Below are 24,493 nucleotides of genomic sequence, written 5' to 3' on the forward strand. Positions count from 1 at the left end.
GACTGCTTGCGGTGCTGGGGTGCTTCGGTGACCGCGCGTCAGACGGCGAGCGGGGCGGGCTTCTGCGGAGCGGTGCCGCGCCCGGTGATGGCGATGAAGGCGTCCTGGAGGGTGGCGTCCGGTGAGCCGCCGTGCCCGGCCTTGAGCCGTTCCGCGGTCCCCTCGGCGGCCACCAGGCCCTGGTCGACGATGACCAGACGGTCGGCCAGCGCCTCCGCCTCGTCCAGGTAGTGGGTGGTCAGGAAGACCGTCATGCCGTGCTCGGAGCGCAGCTCGCGGATCAGCTCCCACAGATCGGCGCGGCTGCCGGGGTCGAGGCCGGTGGTCGGCTCGTCCAGGAAGAGGATCTCGGGCCGGTGGACCAGGCCGAGGGCGATGTCCAGCCGCCGCCGCTGCCCGCCGGAGAGCGCGGCACAGGGGCGGTCCAGCAGCTCGGTCAGGCCCAGGTCCCGGGCCAGCTCCCCGGCGCGGGCGGTCGCCTCGGTCTTGGCCATCCGGTAGAGCCGCCCCTGGGTGACCAGTTCCTCCCGTACGGAGACGGTCGGATCGACCCCGCCGGACTGCGCCACGTATCCGATCCGCCGGCGCACCCCGGCCGGATCGCGGGCGAGGTCGCGCCCGGCGACGGTGGCGCTGCCGCCGGTGGGCGGGAGCAGCGTGGTGAGCATGCGCAGCGTGGTGGTCTTGCCCGCTCCGTTGGGCCCGAGGAAGCCCAGGATCTCACCGCGCTCGACGGTCAGGTCGATACCGCGCACGGCGGTCACGGGGCCGCGCTTGGTCCGGAAGGTGCGGGTGAGGCCGTTCGTCGTGATGACTGCCATGCGACTCAGAGAAACAGAGTCTCACTAATTTTGCAACGACCCCAAAAATCAAGCAGCCCCAGCAAAGCTAGGATGAGGCCATGGCGGAAGGACTCAGGGAGCGGAAGAAGCGGCAGACCAGGCAGCACATCTCGGACGTCGCGACCGGGCTCTTCATGGAGCGCGGCTTCGACGCGGTCACGATCGCGGAGATCGCCGAGGCGGCCGAGGTCTCCGTCAACACGGTCTACAACTACTTCCCGGCCAAGGAGGACCTCTTCGTCGACCGCGAGGAGGAGGTCGTCGACCGCCCCTCCCGGCTCGTACGCGAGCGCGCGGGCGGACGGTCGGCGGCGCGGGCGCTGATGGACCAACTGCGCCAGGACATCCGTGAACGGCACCCCTACGTCGGGCTGACCGAGGGCTATGAGCGGTTCCGTCGGGTCATCGTGGAGTCCCCGACGCTGATGGCCAGGCTCTTCGCCATCCAGGGCAGGACGGTCCACCAGCTCGGCGCCACCCTGCGCGAGGAGGCCGCCGCCGACCCGCGGGACCCGACACCCGAGTTCATCGCGCACCAGCTCATCGGGTTGCAGAACGCCGTCCTGCGCTCCATCATCCGCGGGCTCGCGGAGGGCGGCGGCGTGGACGAGGTCGCCGAGGACGCCCTCCGCAATGTCGACGTCATGGAGTCGCTCCTGAGCGACACGGTCCTCAACTATGCGGTGAAGAACACACCGTGACGCGCGTTACGAGGGGCTGCCCGCAGGGGTGAACGGGCGTTAAGGTCCGGCACATCGGACTGTTGACCAGATCAGATGGAACAGAGGGGTGTGTGTCGTGGCCAAGAAGCTCGCGGTCATCGGAGCCGGACTCATGGGGTCCGGTATCGCGCAGGTCTCGGCCCAGGCCGGCTGGGACGTGGTGCTGCGCGATGTGACCGATGAGGCGCTGCGCCGCGGCACCGACGGCATCAGGGCCTCGTACGAGAAGTTCGTCTCCAAGGGCAAGCTGACGGCGGAGGAGGCCGAGCGGGCGCTGGGCCGGATCACCACCACGACGGACCTCGACGCCGCCGCCGACGCGGATGTCGTGGTGGAGGCGGTCTTCGAGAAGGTCGAGGTCAAGCGGGAGATCTTCCGTACCCTCGATGAACTGGTCAAGGACGACACGATCCTGGCCTCGAACACCTCCGCCATCCCGATCACCAAGATCGCCGCGGCCACCCGGAACCCGGAGCGGGTCGTCGGCACCCACTTCTTCTCGCCCGTCCCGATGATGGGGCTGTGCGAGCTGGTCCGCGGCCACAAGACGAGTGACGAAACCCTGGCCGCCGCACGGGAGTTCGCGGAGGGTGTCGGCAAGACCTGTATCGTCGTCAACCGCGATGTCGCGGGCTTCGTCACCACCCGGCTGATCTCCGCACTCGTCGTGGAAGCGGCGAAGCTGTACGAGTCGGGGGTCGCCACGGCCGAGGACATCGACACGGCCTGCAAGCTGGGCTTCGGCCATGCGATGGGACCCCTCGCGACGGCCGACCTGACCGGCGTGGACATTCTGCTGCACGCCACCGACAACATCTACACCGAGTCGCAGGACGAGAAGTTCGCACCGCCGGAGATCATGCGCCGGATGGTCGACGCGGGGGACGTCGGCCGTAAGAGCGGCGAGGGCTTCTACCGCTACTGAGGGCCCTGGTGCGGCGCCAGGCCCGGAACTCACCCTCCCGGGTGAATTCGGTATCGGTTCGCTTACAGACGGCAACTTCCGCGTGTGAGAGGCAGTCAGTTCTGTAGACAGAAATGGCGCATTGACGACACGACGCACCGTATAGGGGAGCGCATATGCACATCAGGGGCGACCACGCCGAGCTGGTCGTCGGGGGCCGACTGGACGTCCGGAGCGCGGCGGACGCCCGTACGGCCCTGCACACCGCCGTCGACGCAGGCGGCGGGGATCTCGTTCTCGACCTGACCGAACTGGACTCCTGGGACGCCACCGGGCTCGGGGTGATCATGGGCGCGCACCGCCGCGCGGGCCGGGTGGGCAGACGGCTGGTGCTGCGCGGGGTGCCGCCCCAGATGCAGCGGCTGCTGGTGGCCACCCGGCTGCACCGCATCCTGGCGATCGAAGGCGGGCTGGAGGCGGAGTCACTGCCGCGAGTGTGAGCCGCGCGGGCCGGATATCCGGGGGTGGTGGGTTACCCGGGGTGGCGTGGGCCCCCTCCCGCGCGGTGGATACTGTGAGCAGGTCCAGGCCGTGTGATACGGCCCGGGGTTCGGTGGATGCCGGACACATTCCCTACGGCGGCACCGGACCAGAAGCGAAGGCAGGCCGGGGAGCCTTACAGCACGCCACGCATCTGGGGGGCAAGGACCATGGACCCGAAGAACCGCGGATCGCAGGAGCACGGCTGGGACGAGTCCGGGCCGGGCGCGGCGTCCGGTGCGCCGCATGCCGCGGACACCTCCGGCGCCGGTTCGCCATCGCGCCCGCCCGCGCCGTCGGGGCTGCCGGGGGATGTACCGACGCCCCCTCTGGTCAGCCCGGCGCCCGGGTCCTCGGCCTCCTCCGCCTCCTCGGCATCTTCCGATCCTTCTGGGCCTCCCGCCCGCACCGCGCGCATCGTCACCGGTGACTACCTGCTCACGGTCAACCCCGTCGACGGCAGCGAGATAGAACCCTGCCCGCCCCGAGAGCGCCCCGCCCGCCCCGAGCGCTATGGCCCCGACGAGCGGGCCGAGCTGCGCCACGCCGCCGCCGCGCCGCGTCCCTCCGGCACCGTCCTGCCCGACCTGCCGATGCTGGAGCGCGACGAGGAGCGGGAGCGGCTCGCCCGGCTGCTCGCCCGTGGCCGCTCGGTGCGGGTCACCGGGCCCTCCGGTTCGGGCCGCAGCACCCTGCTGGAGGCCGTCGCCGCCGACTGCGAGCGGCTCGCGCCCGACGGTGTCGTACGCCTCTCCGGCTACCACCGCACCCCGGCCGACCTTCTCCACGACCTCTACGCCGCCGTCTTCAGCGCCCCGCTGTACCGGCCCGAGCGCGCGGAGCTGCTGGAGGCGGTCCAGGGGGTCGGTGCGGTCGTCGTCCTCGACGACATCGACTTCGGCGGCGCCGCGCTGGACGAGTTCCTCGACGCGACCCCCGAATGCGCGTTCCTGATCTCCGCCACCCCCGATGTCCCGGCGCCGTCCCCCGACTCCCACCTCGAAGAGGTCTTCCTCTCCGGGCTCAGCCGTACGGCCGGTCTCGAACTGCTGGAGCGGGCCGCACGACGGCCCCTGGAGGAGGACGAGGCGAGCTGGGCGGCGGACCTGTGGTTCGAGTCCGAGGGGCTGCCGCTGCGCTTCGTCCAGGCGGGCGCGCTGCTGCGGCAGCGCGATGCCCTGCGTGACGACCCCTCCGCGCGGGAGGCGGGCGGGGACCATGACGTCCCGCTGCCCTCGATCGCCGAGGCGGCGTCCCCCGCCGCGCTGCTCGCCGGACGGCTGAGCGAGGCGGCCCACGACGCCCTGCGGTTCGCGGTCGCGCTCGGCGGCGAATGCCCGCACCAGGTGCATCTGCGCGCGCTGTCCGCGGACACCCACGCGGACGCGGCCCTCGGCGAACTGCTCGGCTGCGGCCTCGTCACCGCGGCCGGGGCGCACCACCGGCTGGCGGCGCGCGTCACCGCCCAGCTCGCGGAGGAGGGCTACGCCGACGCGGACGCCGGGCGCGCCCACGCCGTCGCCGGGCACTACGCCTGGTGGGCCGGGCACCCCTCGGTGGCCCCCGAGCGCGTCGCCGCCGAGGCAGACGCGATCCTCGCGGCGATGACCGCGCTCATCGGCAGCCGCGAGGCGGGCCACGCGGACGCCGCCGTGCTCCTCGCCCGCGCCGCCGCGCCCGCCTTCGCCGCGGCGCTGCACTGGGGCGCCTGGGAGCGCGCGGTGCGGCACGGCCAGGAGGCCGCGCGGCTGGCGGGACAAGTCGCGGACGAGGCGTACTTCCACCACGAGCTGGGCGTCCTCGCACTGTGCACCGGCCATCTGGACCGGGCCCGCGCGGAGCTGGAGGCGTCCATCGGGCTGCGGGGCGTCCTCGCGGACAAGCGGGGCACGGTCGCGGGCCGGCGCGCGCTGGCGCTGGTCGCCGACCGCTCGCCCGGTTCGGCGATGGCCGGGGCGTTCGGGGCGAGCGGCGGAAGCCGTAAGGGCGAGGACGTGACGCCCCCGGCTGCGGGCGCCGCGCCGGACGACACCGAGACCACGATCGTCACCCCGAAGGCGGCCACGACGACGCCGATGGCCGCCATGGGCACCCCGGCCCCGACCAAGGCGGTGACCGCGGTGGTCCCGGCCGTCTCCCGGACCACGGTGGCCGCCTCCGCCACTCCCTCGGCCCTCGCCTCCGCCTCTCCTTCCGCCCCCGCCGGGCTCTCGGACGGCGAGCCGCGTGGTCTGCGCCGGCTGGCGATGCAGGGTGCCCGGCGCAATGTGGTCGCGGCGTCCGCGGGCGTGCTGCTGGTGGCCGTGCTCGGCACCGTCGTGACCCTGGGCGCCACCTCGGGCGACGACTCCGACAGCCCCTCCGACAAGGTCAAGCCGGACCGGTCGGCCTCTCAGCAGGACGACGACAAGGGTCTGACCGCCGACGAGCCCACGCGCGGCACCAGCCAGGCCCCCCAGCCCGGCCTCAGCGGAACACCCAAGGCGTCCACCTCCCCGACCGCCCCGAGCAGCAGCGGCTCGCCCAGCGGCACCACGGCGTCGAGTGACCCGTCGTCCACCAGTGGCTCGCCCTCCGGCACCGAGCAGCCGCCCTCGCCGCCGTCGTCGGATCCGACGACCAAGCCGCCTACGACCAAGCCGCCGACGGGCAAGCCGACGACCCCGACCGGCGAGCCCACCAAGCCGACGCCCACGACCTCCGCCCCGACGCCGACCTCCACGGGCGACACGTCCAATACGGCGAGCGCGCCCACGACCCACACGGCGTCGGGCACGGCCTCTCCGGTCGCGTAGCCGGGGAACGCCGCACGGGGGCGCGGGCGATGAGCGCCGGATCACGCCAGGCGGCTCTCGGCCTCCGTGGCGTGATCTCGTCGCCTCCATGGCGCCCGTACGACGGAAGGGCGCCGGGGCCCGACGGCCCCGGCGCCCCCGTGTCGGCCCGGCGTCAGCCCCGTGTCAGAACAGGCGGAGCTTGTCGTCCTCGATGCCCCGGAGCGCGTCGTAGTCCAGCACCACGCAGCCGATGCTCCGGTCCGTGGCGAGGACGCGGGCCTGGGGCTTGATCTCCTGGGCGGCGAAGATGCCCTTCACCGGGGCGAGATGCGGGTCCCGGTTGAGGAGTTCGAGATAGCGGGTGAGCTGCTCGACACCGTCGATCTCACCACGGCGTTTGATCTCCACGGCGACCGTCGTCCCGTCCGCGTCGCGGCAGAGAATGTCCACGGGTCCAATGGCAGTGGGGTATTCACGCCGAATAAGCGTCCAGCCATCGCCAAGTGTCTCGATACGATCGGCGAGCAGCTCCTGCAGATGGGCCTCCACCCCGTCCTTGATCAGACCGGGGTCGACGCCGAGCTCATGCGAGGAGTCATGGAGGACCTCCTCCATGGTGATGATGAGCTTCTCGCCCGCTTTGTTCACGACCGTCCACACATCGTCGTCGCCTTCCTTCAGCGTGCACGGCGGAGACATCCAGTTGAGGGGTTTGTAGGCCCTGTCGTCCGCGTGGATGGACACACTTCCGTCGGCCTTGACGAGGATCAGGCGGGGTGCCGAGGGGAGGTGGGCGGTGAGGCGGCCGGCGTAGTCCACGGAGCACCGGGCGATGACGAGACGCATGGTCGGCAACGCTACTCGACCACCGCCGCCCGACGCGATTCGTCCGTCGATGGACCCCTTCGGGGATGGCTGGTTGTGTGCCCATTCTCCTGGTGCGGGTGGAGTGGCCGAATTACCGTTGAAGCGGGCGGTCGTCGGACGGGTACGCTCCGTCGCCGTCCGCCCTTCCCATCCCTGAGACCCCGCTCGCGGGGTCGCGAGAGGAGAACCCATGTCGCTCGACGTCTCACCGGCCCTGCTCGAACAGGCCGAGCGAGGCGAGGTCGACGAAGCAGCTTTCGTCGACTGCGTCCGGAACTCCCTACCCTACGCATGGGAGATGATCAGCTCGCTGGTGGCCCAGTTGAAGGTGGACGGCGGGGAGTTCGCCGACAACCAGACGCCGCCGCCCAATGAGCAGGCACGCGGTCAACTGCTTCGCGCACTCGCCAGTGACGCGATACGCGGCGCGCTGCAGCGCCACTTCGGAGTGCGGCTGGCCTTCCAGAACTGTCACCGGGTGGCCGTCTTCCCGATGGACGTATCCGCCGACGAACGCCTCGCCCGCTTCACCTCGGTCCGGGGGCAGCTGCTCAACCAGTCACCCACACTCCGCGACTGCTGACGGGATGTCCGCTGCCGCTCCACCAGGGGGAGGTGCATCAGCGCAGGAGCGGCAGCACCTCACCACCGAGCCGTCGTACGTTCTCCTCCGTGGCGACCAGGTCGCCCGACCCCTCGACCAGCAGCGCGAACCGGTGGATCCCGGTGCGCTCCGCGGTCGCCGCCAGCCGGTCGGCGCACAGCCGCGGCGGTCCCACCGGATGCAGCTCGCACAGCAGCTCCGCATAGGCCACGGGGTCGCGCATCCGCCGCTCCCGGCCGTCGACCGTCACATGCGCCTCGAGCCCCTGCCGTAACCAGCCGGGCATCGCCTTGGTGAGGATCTCGGCCGCCGCGGGGCGGTCGTCCGCGATCTGCACCACCCCGGCCGAGACATGGCGCGCCGCCACCGCCTCGACGTCCTCCGGTGAACGGCCCGCCTCCAGCGCGGACTTCCGCCACAGGCCGATCACCTCGGCCTTCTCCTCGTCCCCGCAGTGCATGCCGAGCAGCATGGGCAGCCCGCGCTCGGCGGCCAGTCGCACGCCGACGGGCGAGGTGCAGGCGACGAGCACCGGCGGGGCGTCCGCCGCCGGTCCGGCGAGGGCGTCGTCGGAGCGCGGCACCACCGCCACCTCGCGGAAGGCGAACCGCTCACCGTCCGCCCCCACCCGTGGCTCGCGCAGCCAGCGCAGCAGCAGATCGAGTGATTCGGGGAAGCCCCGCTCGTACGCCCGCAGCCCCGAGCCGAAGACCTCGAGGTCCACCCAGGGGCCGCCACGGCCGACGCCCAGCGTGAACCGGCCGCCGGAGAGGAGATGGAGCAGTGCCGCCTGCTCACCCAGCGCGACGGGATGCGCGGTCGGCAGTACGCTCACCGCCGTACCGACGCCGATCCGGCGGGTACGCCCCAGCAGCAGCGCGGCGAGGGTGACCGCGGACGGGCAGACGCCGTACGGAACGAAGTGGTGCTCGGCGACCCAGACCGCGTCCAGCCCCGCCTCCTCGGAGATCTCGGCCGACCGCACCGCCCGGTGCAGCGCCTCCTCCTGCCCCTGGCCTGGGAATTGAGCGGCCAGGATGAAAGCCCCCACATCCATCGTGATCCTGCCTCCTTGTCGCGGCTGATGCGCCGGCGCGGGCATCCCCCCTTGTAGGCATTAACGCCTGACACGTGCCAAGGGCACGGCCGTGCATGAATTTTTCATGATGATCAGAGGGTGGGTGTGGACAACGACTTTCCAGGACGGTGACCGTAGCGCGTACGCTGGTCACAGCCCGTTAGTCACAGTTCTGTCGAGGTGCCCTGTGTCTCCACGCCGAAACCGCCCGCGAGGCGGCGAGCAGCCCGTCGGCCACGAGAGTGCGAATCGCTACGGTCTCGATCGCATGGAGACCTGGCAGGACGAGGAGTGGGTGGTCCGGCAGGTCGGCGGCGGGGCCGCCGCCAAGCACTACCGCTGCCCGGGCTGTGACCAGGAGATTCCGCCGGGGGTGGCGCATGTGGTCGCCTGGCAGCAGCATATGGGCGCGGACGACCGGCGCCACTGGCACAAGGCGTGCTGGAGCGCACGGGACCGCCGGAGCGCCAAGCTCCAGCGGTCCCGTAACGCACCGCGATATTGACTCGGGCCCTGGCACCCGGGCCCTGACCTCCGCAGGGGCTACGGAGCGCTACACATCCCGCTTCTCCAGCAGCGCATACGCGGCGATCATCGCCCCCGCCGTGACCACGGCCAGCGCCGATAGCTGGGGCCAGCCGCTGTTCAGGCTCTCGTCGAGGCGGAAGAGGGAGGCCAGCGACTGGGGGGAGGAGTACTCCAGCATCTTCTCTCCCAGGTCGCGGAGGCTGTCCGACATCATCAGGAACGCGGGGAGGATGGCCGGCAGCAGCACCACACCGAGCATCGTGGTGATCGCCCCCGCGGAGTGCCGCAGGATGGCTCCGACGGCCAGCGAGAGCAGCCCCAGCAGCGACACATAGAGCCCCGCGCCGACCGTCGCGCCCAGGATCTCGTCACCCGTCGGCTCCGGGACATCCGGCCCGCCGTGCATCCCCATGCTCGCGTAGGCCACCAGCGCGAGCGAGACGGTCGTGGTGGTGAACGAGAGAGTGAAGAAGACCAGCGCCTTGGCGGTGAGCACCCGAGAGCGCTGCGGGGAGGCGGTGAGGGTGGTCCGGATCATTCCGGTGCCGTACTCGGAGGTGATCACGAGCACCCCGAGGGTGACGACGCACAACTGGCCGAGCAGAGTGCCGAAGAACCCGGGGAGGGTGGTGGGCACGCTGCCGTAGTCGGCGTCGTTCGTGGTCGCCGCCACCAGGAGTCCGATTCCGATCACCAGCGCGACCATGACGCCGAGCGTCCAGATCGTGGAGCGCACCGACTTGATCTTGGTCCACTCGGAGGCGAGGGCGTTGCCGAGGTGGGTACGTCGGACCGGGATCGGCGAGGTGTACGGGCCCATACCGGCGTACGGCTGCGCCGGAGGCCCGGACGGCACCGGCTGCTGGTACGCCTGGGGCGCGGGGTGGTGGGGGGCTGCCTGGTGCGGGGCCGCTTGGTGCGGGGGTGTTTGGTGCGGGGTTGCCTGGTGCGGGGCCCGCGGTGGCATCTGTGATGCGGTCTGGGGAGGACCCTGCGGAGGGCCCTGGGGGGCCTGCGGGGGGACGGGCGCCTGGGACTGGTGCTGGTACGGGGTCGTCATCGGGCGTCGTCCTCGTTGTCGCTCTTGGTCAGATCGGCGGGGGCGGGGGGCGCCGCGGGCGGCTGAGCCGGGGGAGCGGGGGGAGCCGGCGGTGGCGTCGCGGGGGCGGCCGGAGCGGGAGGTGCGGCAGGGGCTCCGGGCATGGGCATGCCCGGAGCGTGCGGCTGCGGCTGCGGCGGGGCCGGCGGTTCGGCGTACCCCGGCAGTACCGTCCCCGGCGGAAAGCCCATCGGCGCTCCCGGCGCTCCCGGGGCTCCCGGGGCATAGCCGTACGGCGCGCCCTGCGGCACCGCGGCGGGGACCTGCTGCTGCAGGGCGGCGCGCTCGTCGACGGTCGAGCGGTAGTCCACCGCGCCCTGCGTCATCCGCATGTACGCCTCTTCCAGTGACGCCTGGTGCGGGGAGAGCTCCCACAGCCGGACGTCCGCCCCATGCGCCAGATCGCTGATGCGCGGCAGCGGCAGCCCGGTCACCCGCAGCGCGCCGTCCTGCTCGGGGAGCACCTGGCCGCCCGCCTCGCTCAGCGCGGCGGTCAGCTTCTCGCGCTGCCCCGGGTCGCCCTCGGGGGTGCGGACGCGTGCGAAGTCCGCCGAGTTGTAGGAGATGAAGTCCTTGACGTTCATATCCGCGAGCAGCTGACCGCGCCCGATCACGATCAGATGGTCGGCGGTGAGCGCCATCTCGCTCATCAGATGGCTGGAGACGAAGACGGTGCGGCCCTCGGAGGCCAGCTGCTTCATGAAGTTGCGGACCCAGAGGATGCCTTCGGGGTCCAGGCCGTTGACCGGCTCGTCGAAGAGCAGCACCTGCGGGTCGCCGAGGAGGGCGGCCGCGATGCCCAGACGCTGCCCCATGCCGAGCGAGAAGCCCTTGGAGCGCTTGCGCGCCACGTTCTGCAGGCCCACTACGCCCAGCACTTCGTCGACCCGGCGGGCCGGGATCCCGGAAAGCTGGGCCAGGCAGAGCAGATGGTGACGTGCGCTGCGGCCGCCGTGCACCGCCTTGGCGTCCAGGAGCGCGCCCACCTGGCGGGGGGCGTTGGGCAGCTTGCGGAACGGGTAGCCGCCGACCGTGACATGGCCGGCGGTGGGCTCGTCGAGGCCCAGGATCATCCGCATCGTGGTGGACTTGCCCGACCCGTTGGGCCCGAGGAAGCCGGTGACGGCGCCGGGCCGCACCTGGAAGGACAGGTTGTACACGGCCGTCTTGGCGCCGTAGCGCTTCGTCAGACCGACTGCCTCGATCATTCTCCGCCCCTCATGAGCATGGGTCGGGCGTGCTCGCCCCCGGTGAGGGTTAGGAGGATAGCCGGGGTGTTGACGGTTCCCGCTATTCGGGAGATGTGAGCGCACCGTAACTCTTGGGGCCTCGGGGGTTTCGGGGGCCTCCGGGTCCGTCGGGGTCTGTGGGCCCGCCGGGGCCGTCGTGGTCGTCCTCCGGGCAGCGGAGGAGGTCGGGCTGTGGGAGTGCCCAGCCCTCCTCCTGGAAGATCCGGGTGCCGGACTTCCGTACGGCGGGGTCGGCGCCCGCGCGGGCGACCCAGGCGGCGGGGTCGGGCCCGAGGAGTTCGCGCAGCCGCGGCGAACCGGCGAGCAGGCGGGTGAGCAGGGCGCTCTGGTCGCCGCCGCCGGGGAGGGGACGTTCGGTGCCGTCCGGGGACATCAGCACTCCGCGCTCGCCGACGTAGAGATACGCGCCGCCGAGCCGCTCGCCGGACGGCATCACCATCGGGTACTCCGTGCCGGGCAGCAGGACGCGGCGGTAGTTGGGGTACTCGGTCGCGTCCACGGCTGCCAGTTGCTCGGCGTCCAGCCAGCCGATGACCAGGGGGGTACGGGCTCCCGGCGCGGTGTACGGGGCGGAGGCCACGTAGCCGTACCGGCCGATGTGGGCCGAGCAGCCGACCGCGATGCCGTGCACGTCGACCGGGACCATGGGGACGGTGGCCGGGTGGCCGGGGCGGGACAGCTTGTGGTGGAGCTGGGCGGGGGAGGCGTTGGAGCCGACCGCGATGACGGGGTGGCGGTTGGGGGTCGGGGGGTGGCCGAGGGTGGTGAGGAGGGTGTCGAGTGGCTCCGGGTTCTCTTTCGGCCCTTCGCCGGGGCCTGTGTCGACTGTCCAGGCGCCGAGGCGGCCGCCTGGTGTGGGGGTGAGCTCCCACAGTTCGCCTGCGGTGAGGAGGGTGGGGCGGGTGATGGGGCGGCCGGGGTAGGTGAGGGGGTGCTTGGCGGGGATGTCGGCGAAGCCGAGGGTGGGGAGGGTGCGGTCGGTCACGGAGGGGTGTCTCCCCCACCCCGCCCCTTCCCGAAACCGGGCCCCCGCCCGGCCCCGGCCGGGGCTCCGCCCCTGGACCCCGCTCCTCAATCGCCGGAGGGGCTGGGTTTCCTCACGTACGGGAGGGGCTGGGTTTCCTCACGTGCGGGAGGGGCTGGGTTTCCCCATGCGCCGGAGGGGCTGGATTGTCTCAGGCACTGGCGGGGCTGGGGTGTCGTGCCCGGGAGTTGGGGCTTTGGGGCCCCGGCTCGGGTGCGGCGCACGGTTGTTCAGGTGCCCGTGGGGCGGCGTTCGCTTGTTGTGGGCGGGGTCGGGCGCGGCGCGGCCGGAACTCGGGCCGTCTGCCCCGGACATGCGCGTGCCCCGCGCCGCTCGTGGCGGCGCGGGGCATCGTACGCTCCGTTGGGACCGAGGGTCACCGGGACTGCTGGGCCGGGACGCCGCGGGTGGCCGCCTCGTCCTCGCCCGGGGCACCGGCCGCGGCCACGGCCGCGCCGGTCAGCGTGGCCAGCATCTCGCGGACGTTGGTCAGCTGGGCGTTGATGCTGTCGCGGCGGTTGGTGAGGGCCGCGAGCTCGCGCTCGGATTCGCTGCGGATCCGGTCGGCCTTGGCGTTGGCGTCGGCCACGATGTCCTCGGCCTGGCGCTGCGCGGTCTCCACCGTCTGGCGGGCGCGGCGCTCGGCGTCGGTGCGCAGCTTCTCGGCCTCGAGGCGGAGCTGCTCGGCGCGGTGCTCGATCTCCGCGAGCCGCTTCTCGGCCTTGGCCTGACGCGAGGCCAGGTCGCGCTCGGACTGCTCGCGGCGCTTGGCGAGGTTGGTCTCGAAGTCGGCGGCGGCCTGCGCGGCCTTGGCGCGGGTCTCCTCGAAGAGGGAGTCCGCCTCCTCGCGCTTGGACTGGGCGTCCTTCTGCGCCTCCTGGCGCAGCGTGGTCGCCTCGCCCTTCGCCTTCTCGACGATCCGCGCGCCCTCGTCCTCGGCCTTCGCCTTGCGCTCGGCGGCGAACGACTCGGCGTCGTTGCGGACCTGCTGGGCGGCCGACTCGGCCAGCTCACGGTGCTGTTCGGCGGCGCGCCGAGCCTCCTCGCGCAGATCCTTCGCCTCTTCCTCGGCGAGACGAAGGATCTTCTCGACCCGGGCGCCGAGCCCCGCGTAGGACGGCTCCGAATCGTTGATCTGGGCCTGAGCGTTCTGCGTTTCGAGGTGCAGCTCCTCGATGCGCTTTTCCAGAGAGGTGATACGGGCCAGTGCACTGTCACGGTCGGCGACGAGCTTGGAAATGCGGTCGTCCACCTGACCGCGGTCGTACCCACGCCGCACGAGCTCGAAGCCGAAGGGGGAGGAAGTGTCGCTCATGGGGTTCCTGTCGAAAGAGACCGGTGAGGTGATAGAGGGAATCCTAGGGGTCCGAGCGGCGTGTCATCGAGTCAACGTCTGTTTGATCTGCAGAATGTCCAGCCTTTTGAGTGGCAGTAAGACGGAGACCTCGTCACTCGTCGGGATGATACGGACATGCCGTGATGGACGCGGACTGACGCGAGAGTTACACGAAATTGACGCGGACGGGCACAGCCGACCCTCGTACCCCGCATACGGTTACCCCTCCGACCGCTTTCCACTCCTCGTCGCACCCGCGCCCGCCGCTGTCTTGACTCCGTTGTTCTCCTTGCCACCCGCGCCACCCGACGCGGGGGTCTCGAAGGATTCCAACGCTTCTAGCACGTCCTGGACACGGGAGATCTCCGCGTTGATGTCCTCGCGGCGCCGTTTGAGCAACTCGAGTTCGCGCTTGCCCTCGTCCACGATCTGCTGTGCCTCGTCCGTGGCCTGGTTCCGGAGCCGCTCCGCCTCCCGGTCGGCCTCGGCCTTCTTCTGCTCGGCCTCCTTGAGCAGACCCTCGGCCTTCTTCACCGCCGCGATCCGCACCCGGCTCGCTTCGCTCTCCGCCTCCGCGACCAGCGACTTGGCCTTCTCCTCCGCCTTCATGAGCTGCGCGGTGGCGGCCGCGACCAGCTTGTCGACCCGCTCGCCGGTGGCCTTCATCTGCTCCGCGGACTCCCGGCGGGCCCGCTCGTGCAACTCCTCGACCTCGGCCTCGGTACGGGTGCGCAGCTCCTCGGCGCGCTCCCGGATGGCCGTGGCGTCGCCCCGGGCCTCGCTGAGCATGGTGTCGGAGTCCGTACGGGCCTTCTCCACCATGCCGTTGGCCTCGGCCGTGGCCTCGGAGATCACCCGGTCCGCCTCCTGGCGGGCCACGCCCACCATGGTGTCGGCCTGCTCCTCGGCCGCGGTCGCCGTGCGCAGCGCGGCCTCCCGCGCCTCGGAGGTGAGCCGCTCGGCCTCCGCCGCGGACTCGGTGATCAGCCGGTCGGCCTGCTCGGCGGCGTCGGAACGCCGCTTGTTGGCGTCCTCGCGTGCCCTGTCGACCAGCCGGTCCGCCTCGGCCTGCGCCTCGTTACGGATCCGCTCCGCCTCGGCCGCCGCCTCGGTCTCGATGCGCTCGGCCTCGGCGCGGGTGCGCGCCGCGTGCTGCTGCGCCGAACCCACGGTCTCCGCGGCCTCGCTGCGCAGCCGCTCCGCCTCGCCGCTGGCCTCCGCGTGCAGCCGCTCGGCCTCGTGCCGGGCCTCGGCGATCAGCCGGTCGGCCTGCTCGGCCGCCTCCGAGCGGATGTTGTTGGCATCGCCGCGGGCCTGGGCGCGGGTGCGGGCCGCGTCCTGCTCCGCCGTCGCCCGTGCGTCGGACGCCTCCGTACGCAGCGCCTGCGCCCGCGTGGTGGCCTCCGAGACCAGCCGCTGTGCCTCCTCGGTCGCGCCGCCGACCAGCGTATCGGCCTGCTCGGCCGCCTCGGCACGGCTCTTGTGGGCCGAACGGCGCGCCTCGTCGAGCGTTTCGTTGGCCTCCGCGCGCAGCCGCTCGGCCTCGTGGGTGGCCTCGGCGACCAGCCGGTCCGCCTGCTCGGCGGCCTCGGCGCGGCGCCTGCCGGCCTCCTCGCGGGCCTGTTCGGTCAGCCGCTCCGACTCGGCGATCGCCTCGGCGACCGTGCGCTCCGCGAGCGACTTGGCGGCCTCGGACTCCTCGTGGGCCTCCCGCCGCACCCGCGTGGCGTCCTGCGAGGCGCGCTCCCGCTCGTCCTGGGCGTCCGCGCGGACCCGGTCGGCCTCGCCCTGCGCCTCGCCGCGCATCCGCTCCGCGGCGTGCTCCGCGGCCGTACGCAGCGCCGTGATGTCCTGCTCGGCCTGCTCGTGCAGCCCCGCGACCGAGTCCCGCACCTGCTGCGCCGTCTGCTCGGCGGCGGCCACCAGATCGGCCGAGCGCCGCTCGGCCTCCTCGACCAGCCGCTGCGCCTCGGTCTGCGCCTCGGAGACCCGGTTCCGGGCGGCGGCCAGCAGCTCCTCGCTCTGCTCCCGCGCCGCAGTCCGTTCGGCCTGCGCCTCCTCGCGGGCGTCGGCGAGCAGCTCCTCGGCCTCGCGGCGGCGGCGGGCCGCCTCCTCCTGGGCGGCGGCCAGGGCCTCCGCGGCCTCGGTGCCGATCCGCTCGGCGGCGCTCGCCGCCTCCGCCCGCACCCGGTCGGCCGTCTCCTGGGCCTCGGAGCGCAGCCGCTCGGCCTCCGCGGCGGCCTCGCCGCGCAGCCGTACGGCCACCGACTCGCCCTCGGCGCGCGCGTTCGACGCGTCCGCGGCGGCCTCGTCGCGAAGCCGTACGGCCTCGTCCTCCGCCTGCTGGCGCAGCGCGTTCAGCCGTTCGGCGGACTCCGCGCGCTGCCGCTCGATCTCCTCGGCGGTCTCCTTGCGCAGCCGCTCCGCCTCGGTGCGGGCGTCCCGCAGCGCCTCGTCGGCGGAGGAGAGCCGCTGCTCGGCCTCCTGGTGCAGCCGGTTCAGCTCGCCCTCGGCCTCGGAACGGCGGTCCTCGGCGGCCCGCTCGGCCTCCTCGCGCAGCTCCTCGGCCGCGGTGGACGCCTCCGACTTGACCCGCTCGGCCTGCTCCTCGGCCGAGGTCACCAGCTCCTCGGCCTCGCCGCGGGCCCGCTTCAGCAGCTCATCGGCCTGCCGGCGCAGCGCGTTGGCCCGCTCGATGGCCTCGGTGCGCACCCGCTCGCTCTCGGCGGTGGCACCCGAGCGGGTCTCCTCCGCGTCGGCCTTCGCCTTGGTCAGCAGGTCCTCGGCGGTGCTGGCCGCCTCCTCGATCTGCTGGACCGCCTCCCGGCGCGCCTCGGTGCGGACCCGCTCGCCCTCGGCGACCGCCTCCGACCGGAGCTGCTCGGCCTCGCCGCGCAGCCGACGCGCCTCCTCCTGCAGCTCGACGGTCTTGGCGCGGTACTCCTTGGTGTCGTCCTTCGCCGTGCCCTTGAGCTGCTCGGCCGTGTCGTGCGCCTCGGCCCGCAGCCGGTCCGCCTCTTCCTCGGCCTCGCCCCGGATCCGCTCGGCCTCGTCGATGGCCGCCTTGGTGGTGGCCTGCGCCTGCTCCGAGGCGCGGGTCAGCACCTCCTCGGCGCTCCGGGCCGCCTTGGCGAGCTGGGCCGCCGAGTCCTCGGCGGCCCTGGCCCGGGCGTCGTCGCCCGCCTCGGCGACCATCCGCTCGGCCTCGGCGCGGGCGTCGTCCCGCAGCTGCTCGGCCTCGGCCCGCAGCCGCTCGGCCTCCTTGGTGGCCTCGCCGACCAGCCGGGCGACCTCCGCCTTGGCGGTACGGGTGCGCTGCTCGTTGTCCGACTCGGCCGCCGTGAGCCGCTTGGCCGCCGCGTCCTTGGCCTCGGTGACGACCTTCTCGGCCTCGCTGCGCGCCTCGCGCAGCGCCTGCTCGGCCTCCTGCATCCGCTGCTCGGCGGCGCGGGTCTGCTCGGCCGCGATACGACGGGCCTGGTCCGCCTCGGTGGCGGTGGTGGTGCGCAGCTGCTCCGCGTGGTCGGTGGCCTCCTGGGCCTGGGTGCCCGCGTTGGTCAGCAGCCGCTCGGCGTCGGTGCGGGCCCGGCGCAGAATCGCCTCGGCCTCGGCACGGCTGGCCTCCGCCTCGGAGCCCAGCCGCTGACGGGCCTGTTCGGTCATGCGCTGCGCTTCGGCGCGCGCCTCGGCCAGGGCCTGCTCGGCCTCCGTCCGGGACTCGTCCATGAGCCGGCGGGCCTGCGCCTCGGTACGGGCCCGCAGCTGCTCGGCCCAGGCCACGTTCTCGTTGACATGCGACTCGACGGTGGCGCGGCGCTCGGCCAGCTCCTGGTCCAGCCGCTGGCGCCGGGCCACGGCCTCGGCGTGCAGCTCGGCCTCCAGCCGGGCCTGCCGCTCGGCCTGCTCCTGGAGCAGCCGCTGGGTCTGCGCCCGGGTTTCGCGCAGCTCACGCTCGGCGTTGGCGCGCAACTGGTCCGCCTGGAGCTGGGCGTCCCGCAGCAACTGCTCTGCCTGGTAGCCGACGTTGGCGCTGTCGTAGGCGGGGCGGGCCGCCAGGTTACGGCGCGCCTCATGCAGCTTGGCGCGCAGCACCTCGACTTGGTAGCCGAGGTCGTCGGCGTGCTGGACGGCCTTCTCACGCTCGGTCTTCAGCCGCTCCATCTCGGCCTCGAACTTGGAGAGCTGATCGTCAGGCTCGTAGCGGTCGTAGCCCCGCACTGCGCGGTCCCATCCGTCCCCTGGTCGCGTTGGCGGCCGGCTCCGTCACCCTCGTGGTCCCCCGTGGTCCCTTGCGGTGCCCAGGGGTTCCTCGACGGTTCCCTTGCGGTACCGACCAGGCGAAGTGCGTGCCGGGTCGGACCGGAGCTGGCCCTTCCGAAGAAATGGTGTCAGATCATCGGCGAAGCCCGGGCCGGACCCCGATCCCTTTCCGATTCCGTACCCCGGCCGATGCTGCACTCTACCGGCCGGGGAAGGGGTAGGTCAGTGGTCCGCTTCAGTGATCCTCTTCGCCCTTGTGGGCGGCGGGGTCCGCGGCGGTGACGAGCTCGGTCAGCACACCGTGACAGTCCTTGGGGTGGAGGAAGGTGATCCGGGAGTCCATCGAGCCACGGCGGGGCTGTTCGTAGAGGACCCGGACGCCCTTGTCGCGGATGGCCTCGGAGTCGGTGTCGACATCGGCGGTGCCGAAGGCGATGTGGTGGACGCCCTCACCGTTCTTGGCCATCCACTTGCCGACCGCGGAGTCCTCCCGGATCGGCTCGAGAAGCTGCAGGTACGAGGCCCCGCCGTCGGAGGTCTCATTGATCTTGAGCATGGCCTCGCGGACGCCCTGCTCCTCGTTGATCTCGGAGTGGAACACCTCGAAGCCGTACGTGGCACGGTAGAACTCAACGGTCTTGTCGAGGTCGAAGCAGGCGATCCCGATGTGGTCGATTCTCGTCAACATGGGAACAGTGCACCGCCGCACAGCCGGTTACGCAACGTGCGCGCGATCACACCGATGCGCCGGTGACCGCGCGGGTACTCGTCAGTACATTGACGATAACCCTCGTTAACTTCCTTCTCCTCGTGAAGGGGACGCACCAATGACTCGTACGACCTCTGTGATGGTGGCGGGCGCCCGGACGCCCATGGGACGGCTGCTCGGCGGCCTGCGCTCGTTCTCCGGCGCCGACCTGGGCGGAATCGCGATCAAGGCCGCGCTGGAGCGGGCCGGGGTCGGCGCCGAGCAGGTGCAGTACGTGATCATGGGGCAGGTGCTCCAGGCGGGCGCCGGGCAGATTCCGGCCCGGCAGGCGGCGGTCAAGGCCGGCATCCCGATGAGCGTGCCCGCCCTCACGATCAACAAGGTCTGCCTCTCCGGGCTGGACGCGATCGCCCTGGCCGACCAGCTCATTCGCGCGGGCGAGTTCGACATCGTGGTCGCGGGCGGGCAGGAGTCCATGACCAACGCCCCCCATCTGCTGCCCAAGTCCCGCGAGGGCTACAAGTACGGCGCGGTCGAGATGCTCGACGCGATGGCGCACGACGGGCTGACCGACGCCTTCGAGTCCATCGCCATGGGCGAGTCCACCGAGAAGCACAACACCCGGCTGGGCATCCAGCGCCCCGAGCAGGACGAGTTCGCCGCCCAGTCCCACCAGCGGGCCGCCGCCGCGCAGAAGAACGGCCTCTTCGACGCCGAGATCACCCCCGTGGAGATCCCGCAGCGCAAGGGCGAGCCGGTGGTCTTCGACAAGGACGAGGGCATCCGCGGCGAGACCACGGCCGAGTTGCTGGGCAGGCTGCGGCCCGCGTTCGCCAAGGACGGGACGATCACGGCGGGCACGTCGTCGCAGATCTCGGACGGGGCCGCCGCGGTCGTCGTGATGAGCAAGGCCAAGGCCGAGGAGCTGGGGCTGGAGTGGATCGCCGAGATCGGCGCCCACGGGAATGTGGCGGGACCCGACAACTCCCTCCAGTCCCAGCCGTCCAACGCGATCGCGCACGCCCTGGGCAAGGAGGGGCTGACGGTGGACGATCTCGACCTCATCGAGATCAACGAGGCGTTCGCCGCGGTCGCCGTGCAGTCCATGAAGGATCTAGGTGTTTCCCCCGAAAGGGTGAATGTGAATGGGGGCGCGATTGCCCTCGGCCACCCCATCGGGATGTCCGGTGCGCGGATCGCGCTGCATCTTGCGCTGGAGCTGCGGCGGCGTGGGGGCGGGACCGGGGCGGCGGCGCTGTGCGGTGGGGGTGGGCAGGGCGATGCGCTGATCCTGCGGGTGCCGGCGGGGGAGTAGGGGGTTTGCCTGTGGGCGGCTGCCTGTGGGTGGCCGCCTGTCAGTGGTTTGCCTGTGGTGGCTGCCTGTGGGTGGTCTTCCTCGCGGGGAGTCGGTTTCCGTTGTGATGTAGCGATGATGGAGCGGTAAGGAGTACGGCACCCATGGCTGATGTGCCCACGCTGGTGGAGCAGGCGCGGCAGGGGCGGCCGCGTGCGGTCGCCCGGCTCATCTCGCTGGTCGAGGGTGCCTCGCCGCAGCTCCGCGAGGTGATGGCCGCGCTCGCTCCGCTGGCCGGGGGCGCGTACGTGGTCGGGGTGACCGGCTCGCCGGGCGTCGGCAAGTCCACCTCGACCTCCGCGCTCGTCTCCGCCTACCGGCGGATGGGCAAGCGGGTGGGCGTCCTCGCCGTCGACCCGTCCTCGCCGTTCTCCGGCGGGGCGCTTCTGGGCGACCGCGTACGGATGTCGGAGCACGCCTCCGACCCCGGCGTCTACATCCGCTCCATGGCCACGCGCGGCCACCTCGGCGGGCTCGCCTGGGCGGCCCCGCAGGCCATCCGGGTGCTGGACGCGGCCGGGTGCGATGTGGTGCTGGTGGAGACGGTGGGCGTCGGTCAGTCCGAGGTCGAGATCGCCGCCCAGGCCGATACGAGTGTGCTGCTGCTCGCGCCGGGGATGGGGGACGGGATCCAGGCGGCCAAGGCCGGGATCCTGGAGATCGGCGATGTGTACGTGGTCAACAAGGCCGACCGGGAAGGGGCCGATGCCACGGCCCGCGAGCTCAACCACATGCTGGGCCTGGGCGAGGGGCGGGCGCCGGGGGACTGGCGGCCGCCGATCGTGAAGACCGTGGCGGCGCGCGGCGAGGGGATCGATGAGGTTGTCGAGGCGCTGGAGAAGCACCGTGCGTGGATGGAGGAGCGCGGGGTGCTCGCGGAGCGCCGGATGCGGCGGGCGGCGGGCGAGGTCGAGACGATCGCGGTGACGGCGCTACGGGAGCGGATCGGCGATCTGCACGGGGATCGGCGGCTGGGGGCGCTCGCGGAGCGGGTCGTGGCCGGTGAGCTGGATCCGTATACGGCGGCGGATGAGCTGGTTGCGGGGGTCACGGAGCGGGGGTGACGGGTGCGCCTGGGTGCGTGGGCGTGGTGCCCGGGGTGCGCTTCGGGTGCGCCCGGGGTGCGTTGTGGGTGCCGGGTGCGGGGCCTCCGGGGCGGGGCCCTGGACCGTATATTTACGGCGCCATTGACCGGGGGCGTTGAGTTGGTCGGGGATTGGCGCCACAAATACACGTAAGCGTCCAGGACCCCACCCCTGCGACCCCGCCCCCTCCCGCCGGTGGCACGGGGCACCTGTCCGTCCTGCGTTCACCCCAGGGGCCGGGTGTTGGGTGGGTGCGGCCCCGCCCCCTCCCGTCTCGCCGGCGACCGCGCCCCGGTGGCGGGCGCCTGTACGTCCTGCGTTCAGTTCGGGGGTCGGGTGTTGGGTGCGGCCCCGCCCCCTCCCGGCTGCCCGCCGGTGGCCGCAGGGCGTCCGTCCGGCTCACGTTCAGTCCGGGGCCGTGGATTCAGCCCCTCCGGCGTTTGAGGAGCGGGGTCCGGGGCGGAGCCCCATTCCGCGCGGCGGAGCCGCATATTGATGCTGTGGGAAGGGGCGGGGTGGGGGCTGCCCTGTCCCCTCGCGGCTCTCCCTAGTCGTCGTCGCCGTCGTCGTCGGACGGGGCCTGGGTGACCTTGCCGGACTGGGCGTTGACGTTCAGGTCACGCTCCTTGTGGTTCTTGACGGTCTCGACCTCCCACACCGGGGTGCGGTCGCCGTCGAACTCCACGGAGGTCACGGTGCCGCTGGACGCGGCCTTCCGGGCCGCCTCGGTGGCCGAGATGTCGGCGTTCCGCAGGGCCTTGGCCTCGGCGGCGTCCTCGGCGTCGGTGTCCCTGTCGATGTGCTGGTTCAGGACCTTGGCGGTCGACCCGTCCAGCGTGACCTCGTGCCACTTGCCGTCCTTGCCGAGAATTTCCGCGTCCCAGGTGGTCCGGGCGCCGTGGTCCCGGTCGAGGGAGTCCAGCGTGCCCGGGACGGCCTTGAGCGCGGCGTGCGCGGCGTCGGAGAAGGACGCGCGGGCGGTGGTCCCGGACGCGTTGGTCGTGTGCGTGGTCGGGGCCCCGGTGGACGAGGACTGGGTGCCTGCCACGGCGACGGCCGTACCGCTGAGCAGAGCGGCCGCGGTGACCGATGCGATGACGATGTTGCGCTTCATGAGGGTTCCTCCCCGGGTCGTGTTCGGACGTCAACCACCATCGGGGAGCGATGCTGAAGCCGAGCTGAAGCCGCCTGAAGAGATCTTCAGGTTCGCTTTGGGAGGCTGGTCGTATGCGTTTGCTGATTGTGGAGGACGAGCGGCGGCTGGCCCTGTCGCTGGCCAAGGGGTTGCAGGCCGAGGGGTTCGCCGTGGATGTCGTCCATGACGGGCGCGAGGGGCTGCACCGTGCGCAGGAGGGCGACTACGACCTGATCGTTCTCGACATCATGCTGCCGGGGATGAACGGCTACCACGTGTGCGGGGCGCTCCGGGCGGCCGGGAGCGATGTGCCGATCCTGATGCTCACCGCCAAGGACGGCGAGTACGACGAGGCCGAGGGGCTCGATACCGGCGCCGACGACTATCTGACCAAGCCGTTCTCGTACGTGGTGCTGGTGGCCCGGGTGCGGGCGCTGTTGCGGCGGCGGGGGGCCGGGGCCTCACCGGTGGTGCGGGTCGGGGAGCTGTCGGTGGACCGGGGTGCGCGCAGGGTGGAGCGGGGTGGTGGTGAGATCGCGCTGACCGCCAAGGAGTTCTCCGTACTGGAGCAGTTGGCGCTGCGGCCGGGGGACGTGGTCTCCAAGGCCGAGATCCTGGAGCACGTCTGGGACTTCGCGTACGACGGCGACCCCAACATCGTCGAGGTGTACATCAGCGCCCTGCGCCGCAAGCTGGGCGCCGGGCTGATCGAGACCGTGCGGGGAGCGGGGTACCGGCTCCGTGGGTAGGGTCTTCGGTTCCGTACGGGCGCGGGCGGCGCTGGGTGCGACCGTGGTGGTCGCGGTGGCGCTGGTGGCCGCGGGGTTCGCGGTGCTCGGGGTGTTGCGGAGCAATCTGGCGGACCGGGCCGAGGTGGATGCCGGGGCGACCGCCCGGGCGGTCGCCTCGAAGGTCGCCGGTGGGGTGGCGTACCGGGAGGTGGACCTCGGGGACGACACCCCGGTGCAGATCGTGGACGAGGACCACCGGGTGCGCGCGGTCAGTGACGATCTCCAGGCCGTGACGGGCACCGGCAGTTCCTCGGTGCGGCCGGTTCCGGCGCCCGGCGAGGACGATGACGACGACGGCGCGGGGGAGGTCTCCTCGACCCCTCAGTACAGCGCCGGTACGGCCCGGATCGACGGCGAGACGGCGGAGTACCGCTGGGCGGCCCTGGAGGTCACCGACGCCCGCGGTGAGGACGTCACGGTCTACGCGGGTGCCCCGCTGGCCACCGAACAGGGCGCGGTGGGCACCGTGCGGCAGGCGATGCTGATCGGGCTGCCGCTGCTGCTGGTGGTCGTGGCGGGAGTGACCTGGCTGGTGACCCGGCGCGCGCTGCGGCCGGTGGAGGGCATCCGGCGGGAGATGGCCGCCATCACGGCGAGTACGGATCTGTCCCGGCGGGTGCCCGTGCCGGGGTCGTACGACGAGGTGGCGCGGCTGGCCCGGACCACCAACGAGACGCTCACGGCGCTGGAGGCGTCGGTCGAGCGGCAGCGGGCCTTCGTGGCGGACGCGTCCCATGAGCTGCGCTCTCCGGTGGCCTCGCTCCGTACCCAGTTGGAGGTGGGCGCCGCCCATCCGGAGCTGCTGGACCTGGACGGCGCGGTGGAGGACGTGGTGCGGCTGCAGCGGCTGGCGGCCGATCTGCTGCTGCTGGCCCGGCTGGACGCGCGGGAGCGGCCCGCCCACGCGTCGGTGGCGCTGGACGCCCTGGTGCGCGAGGAGCTGGCCCAGCGGCTGGGGGACCGGGTGCCGGTGCGTACGGAGGTGGCTCCGGTGGCGGTGCCGGGCTCGCGCGGGCAGCTCGCCCGGGTGCTGGGCAATCTGGTCGACAACGCGCAGCGGCATGCCCGGGGCGGGGTGCGGGTGGCGGTGCGCGAGGAGGGCCGGTGGGCCGTGCTGGAGGTCGCGGACGACGGCGCGGGGGTGCCCGAGGGCGAGCGGGAGCGGATCTTCGAGCGGTTCGTACGGCTCGACGACGCCCGCAGCCGCGACGATGGCGGGGCCGGGCTCGGCCTCGCCATCGCGCGGGACGTGGCGGTGCGCCACGGCGGCACCCTGGCCGTCCGGGCGGCACCCGAGGGCGGTGCCCTGTTCGAGCTGCGGCTGCCGGCCGCCGAGGCGCTGCCGGCCAGGCTGTCCGCCGCACCGGCCTGCCCCAAACCCACCTCGGCGACATACTCGCCGCCACCGCGATCAACATCATCCGACTCATCCGACTCGATGCCCGGCTGACCGCAATTCCGCTCGGCGGGACCAGAACCACTCACCCGGACCGCCTCGAACTCGCCGCTTGAACAGCATCACGCCATCGGTTCGCGGATTCCCAACGGAGCCCTGCAACACCGGGGCTTCCTCGCAAGAGATCAGGTG

General features: G+C 72.5%; 20 protein-coding genes. 10 read left to right on the forward strand and 10 right to left on the reverse strand.

The features are described from left to right. Positions 1-38 precede the first annotated feature (38 nt). Positions 39-821 (reverse strand): ATP-binding cassette domain-containing protein, encoded by a 783-nt coding sequence (locus CGL27_RS32050; RefSeq protein WP_119991499.1) that lies wholly within the window; start codon positions 819-821, stop codon positions 39-41. 80 nt (positions 822-901) lie between these two features. Here CGL27_RS32050 and CGL27_RS32055 point away from each other — a divergent pair, with 80 nt between their 5' ends. From CGL27_RS32055 to CGL27_RS32070, 4 genes are all read left to right on the forward strand, one after another. Beyond that, positions 902-1,543 carry a TetR/AcrR family transcriptional regulator gene (locus tag CGL27_RS32055; protein ID WP_119991500.1) on the forward strand — a complete coding sequence of 214 codons (642 nt, stop codon included), beginning with the start codon at positions 902-904 and terminating at the stop codon, positions 1,541-1,543. 97 nt (positions 1,544-1,640) lie between these two features. Continuing rightward, positions 1,641-2,489, forward strand: coding sequence for a 3-hydroxyacyl-CoA dehydrogenase family protein (locus CGL27_RS32060; RefSeq protein WP_119994648.1), 849 nt, complete (start codon positions 1,641-1,643; stop codon positions 2,487-2,489). A 155-nt stretch (positions 2,490-2,644) separates the two neighbouring features. Next, positions 2,645-2,968 carry an STAS domain-containing protein gene (locus tag CGL27_RS32065; RefSeq protein WP_014054940.1) on the forward strand — a complete coding sequence of 108 codons (324 nt, stop codon included), beginning with the start codon at positions 2,645-2,647 and terminating at the stop codon, positions 2,966-2,968. Between the two features lie 210 nt (positions 2,969-3,178). After that, positions 3,179-5,803, forward strand: a complete 2,625-nt coding sequence (locus tag CGL27_RS32070) for an ATP-binding protein (protein WP_119991501.1) — start codon at positions 3,179-3,181, stop codon at positions 5,801-5,803. A gap of 165 nt (positions 5,804-5,968) precedes the next feature. Here the strand turns inward: CGL27_RS32070 and nucS are convergent, their stop codons facing one another. After that, on the reverse strand, positions 5,969-6,631 hold the full coding sequence (gene nucS, locus CGL27_RS32075; RefSeq protein WP_203348529.1) for an endonuclease NucS: 663 nt from the start codon (positions 6,629-6,631) through the stop codon (positions 5,969-5,971). A 211-nt stretch (positions 6,632-6,842) separates the two neighbouring features. Here nucS and CGL27_RS32080 point away from each other — a divergent pair, with 211 nt between their 5' ends. After that, entirely contained in the window at positions 6,843-7,235 is a 393-nt protein-coding gene (locus CGL27_RS32080) for an SCO5389 family protein (protein WP_078643680.1), read from the forward strand. A gap of 37 nt (positions 7,236-7,272) precedes the next feature. Here the strand turns inward: CGL27_RS32080 and CGL27_RS32085 are convergent, their stop codons facing one another. After that, entirely contained in the window at positions 7,273-8,313 is a 1,041-nt protein-coding gene (locus CGL27_RS32085; protein ID WP_119991502.1) for an LLM class flavin-dependent oxidoreductase, read from the reverse strand. Between the two features lie 208 nt (positions 8,314-8,521). On the opposite strand from CGL27_RS32085, the gene CGL27_RS32090 reads away from it, so the two are divergent. After that, positions 8,522-8,839 carry an ATP/GTP-binding protein gene (locus tag CGL27_RS32090; RefSeq protein WP_078643683.1) on the forward strand — a complete coding sequence of 106 codons (318 nt, stop codon included), beginning with the start codon at positions 8,522-8,524 and terminating at the stop codon, positions 8,837-8,839. Positions 8,840-8,887: 48 nt separating this feature from the next. On the opposite strand, the gene CGL27_RS32095 is transcribed toward CGL27_RS32090, so the two are convergent. The 6 genes from CGL27_RS32095 to mce form a co-directional block, all read right to left on the reverse strand. Beyond that, positions 8,888-9,922, reverse strand: coding sequence for an ABC transporter permease subunit (locus tag CGL27_RS32095; protein ID WP_205587779.1), 1,035 nt, complete (start codon positions 9,920-9,922; stop codon positions 8,888-8,890). After that, a complete protein-coding gene (locus CGL27_RS32100) occupies positions 9,919-11,169 on the reverse strand; it encodes an ATP-binding cassette domain-containing protein (RefSeq protein ID WP_119991504.1) in 1,251 nt (416 codons plus the stop codon). The genes CGL27_RS32095 and CGL27_RS32100 overlap by 4 nt, the downstream gene beginning before the upstream one ends. 82 nt (positions 11,170-11,251) lie before the next feature. Beyond that, positions 11,252-12,196: a hypothetical protein gene (locus CGL27_RS32105; protein WP_119991505.1), complete on the reverse strand. Its 945-nt coding sequence runs from the start codon at positions 12,194-12,196 to the stop codon at positions 11,252-11,254. A gap of 415 nt (positions 12,197-12,611) precedes the next feature. After that, positions 12,612-13,550: a cellulose-binding protein gene (locus tag CGL27_RS32110; protein WP_078643689.1), complete on the reverse strand. Its 939-nt coding sequence runs from the start codon at positions 13,548-13,550 to the stop codon at positions 12,612-12,614. Between the two features lie 240 nt (positions 13,551-13,790). Beyond that, positions 13,791-17,789 carry a polarized growth protein Scy gene (gene scy / locus CGL27_RS32115; RefSeq protein ID WP_119991506.1) on the reverse strand — a complete coding sequence of 1,333 codons (3,999 nt, stop codon included), beginning with the start codon at positions 17,787-17,789 and terminating at the stop codon, positions 13,791-13,793. Between the two features lie 277 nt (positions 17,790-18,066). Then, on the reverse strand, positions 18,067-18,519 hold the full coding sequence (gene mce / locus CGL27_RS32120) for a methylmalonyl-CoA epimerase (RefSeq protein WP_059147653.1): 453 nt from the start codon (positions 18,517-18,519) through the stop codon (positions 18,067-18,069). A gap of 157 nt (positions 18,520-18,676) precedes the next feature. Between mce and CGL27_RS32125 the strand changes: the two genes are divergently transcribed. Beyond that, complete coding sequence (locus CGL27_RS32125) at positions 18,677-19,855, forward strand: acetyl-CoA C-acetyltransferase (RefSeq protein ID WP_078643692.1); 1,179 nt, start codon at positions 18,677-18,679, stop codon at positions 19,853-19,855. 143 nt (positions 19,856-19,998) lie between these two features. Further along, positions 19,999-20,958 carry a methylmalonyl Co-A mutase-associated GTPase MeaB gene (gene meaB / locus CGL27_RS32130; RefSeq protein ID WP_119991507.1) on the forward strand — a complete coding sequence of 320 codons (960 nt, stop codon included), beginning with the start codon at positions 19,999-20,001 and terminating at the stop codon, positions 20,956-20,958. A 568-nt stretch (positions 20,959-21,526) separates the two neighbouring features. Here the strand turns inward: meaB and CGL27_RS32135 are convergent. Beyond that, on the reverse strand, positions 21,527-22,093 hold the full coding sequence (locus tag CGL27_RS32135) for a PepSY domain-containing protein (RefSeq protein WP_119991508.1): 567 nt from the start codon (positions 22,091-22,093) through the stop codon (positions 21,527-21,529). 113 nt (positions 22,094-22,206) lie between these two features. Here CGL27_RS32135 and CGL27_RS32140 point away from each other — a divergent pair, with 113 nt between their 5' ends. Continuing rightward, positions 22,207-22,863 carry a response regulator transcription factor gene (locus tag CGL27_RS32140; RefSeq protein ID WP_119991509.1) on the forward strand — a complete coding sequence of 219 codons (657 nt, stop codon included), beginning with the start codon at positions 22,207-22,209 and terminating at the stop codon, positions 22,861-22,863. After that, a complete protein-coding gene (locus tag CGL27_RS32145) occupies positions 22,856-24,355 on the forward strand; it encodes a HAMP domain-containing sensor histidine kinase (RefSeq protein WP_119991510.1) in 1,500 nt (499 codons plus the stop codon). The genes CGL27_RS32140 and CGL27_RS32145 overlap by 8 nt, the downstream gene beginning before the upstream one ends. Positions 24,356-24,493: the final 138 nt, after the last annotated feature.

This window comes from Streptomyces sp. 11-1-2, assembly GCF_003595545.1.
In the GTDB taxonomy this organism is placed as follows: domain Bacteria; phylum Actinomycetota; class Actinomycetes; order Streptomycetales; family Streptomycetaceae; genus Streptomyces; species Streptomyces hygroscopicus_B.

Excerpts from the sequence above, each read along its gene's own strand:
- CGL27_RS32050 (WP_119991499.1), bottom strand. The coding sequence starts at position 821 with ATGGCAGTCATCACGACGAACGGCCTCACCCGCACCTTCCGGACCAAG.
- CGL27_RS32055 (WP_119991500.1), top strand. The coding sequence starts at position 902 with ATGGCGGAAGGACTCAGGGAGCGGAAGAAGCGGCAGACCAGGCAGCAC.
- CGL27_RS32065 (WP_014054940.1), top strand. The coding sequence starts at position 2,645 with ATGCACATCAGGGGCGACCACGCCGAGCTGGTCGTCGGGGGCCGACTG.
- CGL27_RS32070 (WP_119991501.1), top strand. The coding sequence starts at position 3,179 with ATGGACCCGAAGAACCGCGGATCGCAGGAGCACGGCTGGGACGAGTCC.
- nucS (WP_203348529.1), bottom strand. The coding sequence starts at position 6,631 with ATGCGTCTCGTCATCGCCCGGTGCTCCGTGGACTACGCCGGCCGCCTC.
- CGL27_RS32080 (WP_078643680.1), top strand. The coding sequence starts at position 6,843 with ATGTCGCTCGACGTCTCACCGGCCCTGCTCGAACAGGCCGAGCGAGGC.
- CGL27_RS32085 (WP_119991502.1), bottom strand. The coding sequence starts at position 8,313 with ATGGATGTGGGGGCTTTCATCCTGGCCGCTCAATTCCCAGGCCAGGGG.
- CGL27_RS32095 (WP_205587779.1), bottom strand. The coding sequence starts at position 9,922 with ATGACGACCCCGTACCAGCACCAGTCCCAGGCGCCCGTCCCCCCGCAG.
- CGL27_RS32100 (WP_119991504.1), bottom strand. The coding sequence starts at position 11,169 with ATGATCGAGGCAGTCGGTCTGACGAAGCGCTACGGCGCCAAGACGGCC.
- CGL27_RS32110 (WP_078643689.1), bottom strand. The coding sequence starts at position 13,550 with ATGAGCGACACTTCCTCCCCCTTCGGCTTCGAGCTCGTGCGGCGTGGG.
- mce (WP_059147653.1), bottom strand. The coding sequence starts at position 18,519 with ATGTTGACGAGAATCGACCACATCGGGATCGCCTGCTTCGACCTCGAC.
- meaB (WP_119991507.1), top strand. The coding sequence starts at position 19,999 with ATGGCTGATGTGCCCACGCTGGTGGAGCAGGCGCGGCAGGGGCGGCCG.
- CGL27_RS32135 (WP_119991508.1), bottom strand. The coding sequence starts at position 22,093 with ATGAAGCGCAACATCGTCATCGCATCGGTCACCGCGGCCGCTCTGCTC.
- CGL27_RS32140 (WP_119991509.1), top strand. The coding sequence starts at position 22,207 with ATGCGTTTGCTGATTGTGGAGGACGAGCGGCGGCTGGCCCTGTCGCTG.